4 protein-coding genes are annotated in these 6,163 nt (G+C 45.5%); 2 read left to right on the top strand and 2 right to left on the bottom strand.

Annotated features, from left to right (window positions below):
* Nucleotides 1-219: 219 nt before the first annotated feature.
* Together recG and AKL11_RS07370 are read right to left on the bottom strand one after the other, a co-directional pair.
* Nucleotides 220-2,304, bottom strand: coding sequence for an ATP-dependent DNA helicase RecG (recG, locus tag AKL11_RS07375; protein WP_095210254.1), 2,085 nt, complete (start codon nucleotides 2,302-2,304; stop codon nucleotides 220-222).
* Nucleotides 2,305-2,347: 43 nt separating this feature from the next.
* Nucleotides 2,348-3,250, bottom strand: a complete 903-nt coding sequence (locus AKL11_RS07370; RefSeq protein WP_067515929.1) for a hydrogen peroxide-inducible genes activator — start codon at nucleotides 3,248-3,250, stop codon at nucleotides 2,348-2,350.
* Between the two features lie 147 nt (nucleotides 3,251-3,397).
* Between AKL11_RS07370 and AKL11_RS07365 the strand changes: the two genes are divergently transcribed.
* Nucleotides 3,398-4,243, top strand: coding sequence for an SDR family oxidoreductase (locus AKL11_RS07365; protein ID WP_067515928.1), 846 nt, complete (start codon nucleotides 3,398-3,400; stop codon nucleotides 4,241-4,243).
* Nucleotides 4,125-6,080: an AarF/UbiB family protein gene (locus tag AKL11_RS07360; RefSeq protein ID WP_172807250.1), complete on the top strand. Its 1,956-nt coding sequence runs from the start codon at nucleotides 4,125-4,127 to the stop codon at nucleotides 6,078-6,080. The genes AKL11_RS07365 and AKL11_RS07360 overlap by 119 nt, the downstream gene beginning before the upstream one ends.
* Nucleotides 6,081-6,163 lie beyond the last annotated feature (83 nt).

Below are 6,163 nucleotides of genomic sequence, written 5' to 3'. Positions count from 1 at the left end.
TGTTGTTGGTTTGCAGGAGAGGCAGTTAACGATCATTTCAATCCTTGGGCGACCGTACCAAGAAATTTATTCCTGATACAGGTGCTGAATGACGGTTGTATGTTAGCCATAGACCTCCGCCACCCTGCGGCAAAATCGGCTCGAATAAGCCCCTTTCAAAATCATATACATGACTGATTAAACACTGTCGATTCTGGTTGCTTTCTGCTCAACTCACAATTAGACATTAGCATAATCTTCACCCCGCCCAAGCCAGCGATTAATCAATGGTTCAGCGCACTCTGGCGACTGTTCAATCAATTCACGGGCTGCATTGCGTACAGACTCCATCAGATCACCGTCACGTTCAAGATCAGCCACTCGAAACTGTGCTAGGCCGGTTTGCCTTGTACCCAAAACTTCTCCCGGACCTCTTAATTCCAAGTCTTTTTCAGCGATCACAAAACCATCGCTGGAATCCCTCATTACCTGCAAACGTTCTTTGCTCTGTCGGGATAACGGAGCGTGATACATCAACAGGCAATGGCTGGCCACACTACCACGACCAACCCGACCACGAAGCTGGTGTAGCTGGGCAAGGCCAAGACGTTCGGGGTTTTCAATAATCATCAAACTGGAATTGGGAACATCAACGCCCACTTCAATCACGGTGGTAGCCACCAGCAGATGGAGATGACCTTCTTTAAACGCTTTCATCACCTCGACTTTTTCCGCCGATTTCATTCGCCCATGAACAAGCCCTATGGATAATTCTGACAGGTTTTCTTTCAGCAATTCAGCAGTCACTTCAGCCGCCTGACATTGCAACGCTTCGGACTCCTCAATCAGAGTACACACCCAATACGCCTGACGGCCTTCCAGACAGGCTGTTTTTAGCCGCTGCATTACCTCGCTGCGACGATCATCACCAATCACGACGGTATTTATTGGGGTTCTGCCCGGTGGCAGCTCATCAATCACGGAGACGTCCAAATCAGCATAGGCACTCATGGCCAGCGTTCTTGGTATCGGTGTCGCCGTCATGATTAGCTGATCAGGCAGGCCGCCATTTTTCTCACCTTTTTTGCGCAATGCCATGCGCTGATGAACGCCAAAGCGATGCTGTTCATCAATAATGGCCAACCCCAGTTTGTGAAAATGCACTTCATCCTGAAACAATGCATGGGTTCCAACAACCACTAATGCTTCGCCGTTCGCAATCTGTTCAAGCACTTCCTGCCGCTTTTTCCCCTTTGTTTTTCCAGATAGAAAAACCATAGAGATGCCAAGTGGTTTCAACCAGTTAGCAAAGTTGATTTGATGCTGCTCTGCCAAAATCTCCGTCGGCGCCATAACGGCAGCCTGATAACCGTTTTCTACCGCCTGTAATGCGGCCAACGCAGCTACCACCGTTTTACCCGAGCCCACATCACCCTGCACAAGGCGCAGCATTGGTTGAATAGCCGACATATCCTGACTGATATCATTCATCACCCGCTGCTGAGCCCCTGTCAGAGAAAACGGCAGTTGCTCCAGCATACTATCCGTCAACTGGCTTTTAGGTGGCATGGCAAAGCCACCTATAGACTGCACTCGTTTTCTAAGCTGTTGCAGGCTCAGGTTATGAGAAAGTAATTCTTCAAAAGCTAGGCGTTGTTGAGCGGGGTGCCGACCTTCACCCAAAAGCTCTGTGGAAATATCCGGTGGCGGTTTATGCAGTAATTTCACGGCAGCCACCAAAGGACTCAACCGATACTTCTGACGAATGGTATCAGGCAATAATTCCTGCAACGAATCTTCATTAGCAAGCAGCGATAAAGCTTGCTCACAAAGGCTTCTGATACGCTGCTGAGTTAGCCCTTCAGTGGCTGGATAAACCGGTGTTAAGGTTTCTTCTACATCTATCGGTGCATCCGGCTGAATCACTTTGTATTCCGGATGATAAATCTCAAAACCAGTAGCGCCTCGGCGAGGCTCACCAAAACAACGAACTTCAGCCCCAGGCTTTAAATTGTTTTTCTGCCCAGCGGTAAAGTGGAAAAACCGCAGACTGATTGAACCAGTACCATCGCTTACCCTACAAAGAAGACTTCGTCGTCTGCCCATAACCACTTCAGAAGCAAGTACCTTACCCTGAATAACCACATCGCTATTTGGTTGAAGTGAACCAATTGGAACAACCCGGGTTCGATCCTGATAACGCATGGGAAGATGGAACAACAAATCCTGAATCGAATGAATGCCGATCTTGCCCAGTTTATCGGCCAAAGCACTGCCCACACCTTTTAAGGTGGTGACAGAAATATCATTCAATGATCGGTTTATATTCACTGTCGTTTACCAACCAACATTTACTGGCTATGAGCATTTACTGAGCTATTGAGCATTGCCGAAGTGCGTCAGACAAAACGTCAATGGCTTTGGGCCTAGGAAAACTGGCTCGCCATGCCAAGGCCACGGTTCTACCCGGTGAAGGTGCACGGAAAGGCCGAGTTGTCAGCAAGTTAGGCGCATAGTGATGATCAACTATGGCTGATTGTGGTAGAACACTGATGCCCATCCCGGAAGCTACCATGTGCCTGATGGTTTCCAGAGATGTCGCTTCTATACCACTTCCGTCGCCTTCTTTTTTATTGCCCAGAACCGGGCAGGCTTCAAGAATTTGATCACGAAAACAGTGGCCTTCCCCTAACATTAATAAATCGGCTTCTGCCAGATCGGCAGGATCAATACTTTCCTGCTCTTCCCATGGGTGCCCACTGGGCAGCAGCACTTTAAACGGTTCATCATAAAGTGGCTTAGTCAAAACATCCGGCTCATTAAACGGCAAGGCAATAATAATGACGTCCAGTTCACCCAGCCGAAGCTTACGACGAAGTACCGCTGTAAAGTTTTCTTCGATATAAAGCGGCATACTTGGCGCACTTTGAGCCAACTGTGGAATCAGGTGCGGAAACAAATAGGGCCCGATGGTGTAAATGGCTCCCACTCGAAGTGGAGAGCTCAACTGATCTTGCCCGGTTTTTGCCAACTGTTTGATGGTTGCTGATTCTTCCAGAACTTTTTGCGCCTGACCAATAATCAGTTCGCCCATTGGAGTCACGCGAACCGCATTGCGCGTTCGTTCGAACAGTGCGACCCCCAACTCGTCTTCCAGCTTTTTCACTCCAACACTCAACGTTGGCTGGCTGACGTAGCACTTACTGGCGGCACGCCCGAAGTGCTGCTCCTGAGCAAGGGTGACAATGTAGCGAAGTTCTGTCAGTGTCATAGCGTAATCAACTTTCTGGGCGCCGGTTGTGCCGAATGTAATGACCTAGCGCATAATACTGTTAATAAACACAGTATATATTAACAGTATTATGCGCTTGGCCATTATGATTTTTACAGAGATTATATCAACTGATAGAGCAGTGCTATGAAAAAGCTCAATGTGGTGATTGCCGGTTGCGGTGATGTAGGTTGTGAACTGGCGCGGCAGTTGCTCGCTCTGGATGCTTTTGATGTCTGGGGACTGCGCCGGGATATTTCCAAACTGCCTGCGGGTGTAAAGCCTATTAAAGGCAACTTATTCGAGATAGAAGCACTAGGTTCATGGCCAAAGCACATTGATTATCTGGTCTACTCTGCATCGTCAGATGGCGGTACCGAAGAGCAGTATCGTTCAGCGTATGTTGATGGCCTGCAAAACGTGATTCAACGATTGGAAGATAACAATTACGCTCCTCGTCGAATTTTCTTTACTTCCAGCACCAGCACCTTCCATCAAAGCAAAGGTGAGTGGGTCAATGAAGCCTCTAAAACCGAACCGGTTAAGTTCACCGGCAAAATCATGCTGGACGCCGAAAACCTACTAAACCTGTCGCCTTTAAAAAGCACCACCGTTCGACTTGGTGGAATATATGGTCCGGGCCGAAGCCGATTAATTGACCGTGCAAAAAAAGGGCAGGGCTGCCCGAAATCTCCGGAAGTCTTCAGTAACCGTATTCACATGAAAGACGCGGCGGGCATTATTGCGCACCTAATTCAACGAGATGATAACGGCTTTGATGTTGATGAGCTTTATCTTGGTGTGGACGGTCACCCAGTCACAATGCATGAAATACTGCAATGGCTTGGTGAAAAACTGGAAGTGGAAATGGATAATGATAACTACCCTGCTCCGCAGCGGGGGAATCGTCGATGCTCTAATGATCGCATCCTTGGCGCTGGGTATCAGTTCTTCTATCGTGATTTTAAATCAGGTTATTCTAAGTTTCTATAATCATGAGGCTTTATTATGTTTTTTTGAACTTTTAATAAGAACTAATATCTCAAGTTCCATTACAACCAATTTAAATGGTCTAATGGAGCTAATTATGTCATTACCAGCTGCACACTCAACAACAACACCAGCAACAAAATTTCTAGTAAACCATTCAGTTACAGAAAAAAAGATAAAGAGGGAAGCCAGTAAGGCGGCATTTTCAGGCAAGGAAGTCTCTGTAGAGCCAATCGCTAAAAAGAGCTTATGGCAGTCGATAAAGAACATTCCGCGCAATATTTCTATTTTCTGCAGAGCTGTCATTAAAGTTTTTATTTTGGCTAATTACTTTATAAAACATGCAGTTAAAAATCAGCCTATCAATAGCCCTGAACAACTGAACTCTATTATTAATAATCTTGGGCCAGTATTTGCAAAAATCATGCAGCCTGAATTATCCAGCACCCGCAAAATTGAGCGCTTTGTCAAGCAAGATCTTTTAAAGTTTCCCTATAAAAAAGATACTTTTACGCCTGCGGAAGAGCGGCTTATTAAAGAGATGACCAAGGCAGTAAAGGCCATTCTTGATGACACCAAAACCAATGATATGACGAAAGACAAAGCCCAAAAAATACTGAATGAGCGTTATAAAGGAGAATATACCGTTGGGGAATGTCTTGGGGCTGGCACCATTGCATCATGCTATGAGATTACCGACAAAAACAATAATAAAGCGGTAGCTAAGATAATGTCACCAAATACCGAGTTCCAGATTGCCGTTGGCACCAAATCGCTGGGGCTATTTACGTACTTTGCACCTAAGACACACAAACCCGTTATCAACTCCACTCTGGAGGCATTTAACGATGAGTGCAATTTAAACTCTGAACATGCAAAACTTGATGCATATAGAAAAGCCGTCCTATCAACAGATACATCTGTAAAAACCAGTTATGAGTATGGAAGTTACAACGTAGACACACGCGAACACCCCACTAACAAGGTGGAGCTGACATTCACCGTTCCTGAAACCATTGGATCTACTGCCCCTGACCACAGCGATCTCTTGATTATGAAGAGAGCAGAGGGGCATACACTGGCTGAGCTCAACACGAATCCATCTCTTTTCGAACAAGAATTTGAAAAATGCTTTGGCCGTAAGCCAGTCAGCAACGAATATTCCTGGAAAGATGAATCGGAGCAATTACGAAAGGAAATAACTGAGCAGGTCAGCAAAAAATGGAATCAGGTTATGATCAAACACCAATGGATTCACGGGGATCTGCATTCAGGTAATATCATGGTAGCCTTGAAACCCGGTGGTAAAATTGAGATTACACTGATTGATTTGGGAAATAGCCTGAAAATAGGTCGTAATGAGATTGGCTTCTTAAAAGATGCCATCAAAAAGGTACAGTCATTCACAGCGGACAAAGAAAATATAACCTCAAAAGAAATGGTGAAAATTGAGAAGGACAATCTTGATAGAATCAAGTTCATAAACATTACAGGCCAACATAAAGATTCTCTTTTCAAGAACCTTCATTCTCACGAAGTGGATAAAATAAAAGCGATGTACGATCATATCTTATCGCAATCTACTGACTCGAACGTAAGTGAAAAACAAAAGGAAATGATCTATAGACTTATGTTTGTGGCACTTGCTGGAGCCCGTGACAATAGTTTCATAACTGCAGGTGAGACTGTAAACTTCCTTCTGCAAGCATTTTTAACGAGTGGCATTAGTCAGTTCAAACCATTTCTATTCCGTATAGCTTCCGCTATGGAAAGAGGCGGATTAAGCCTGGATGACAAGATCATTTTGACTGGCGATATGCCGGAAGATAGAGCTGCCTAGTATCAGCTAAGGCTCGGGGGCTTGAGTGGGTATATGCATACTTCTGGGTATGTGCTTTTAACAGGCCTCACTTCCGATGAAAT

The organism is Endozoicomonas ascidiicola (assembly GCF_001646945.1).
Classification (GTDB): Bacteria; Pseudomonadota; Gammaproteobacteria; order Pseudomonadales; family Endozoicomonadaceae; genus Endozoicomonas; species Endozoicomonas ascidiicola.
Note: the sequence above shows the minus strand (reverse complement) of the source record. Positions and strands in the feature narration are given on the sequence as shown.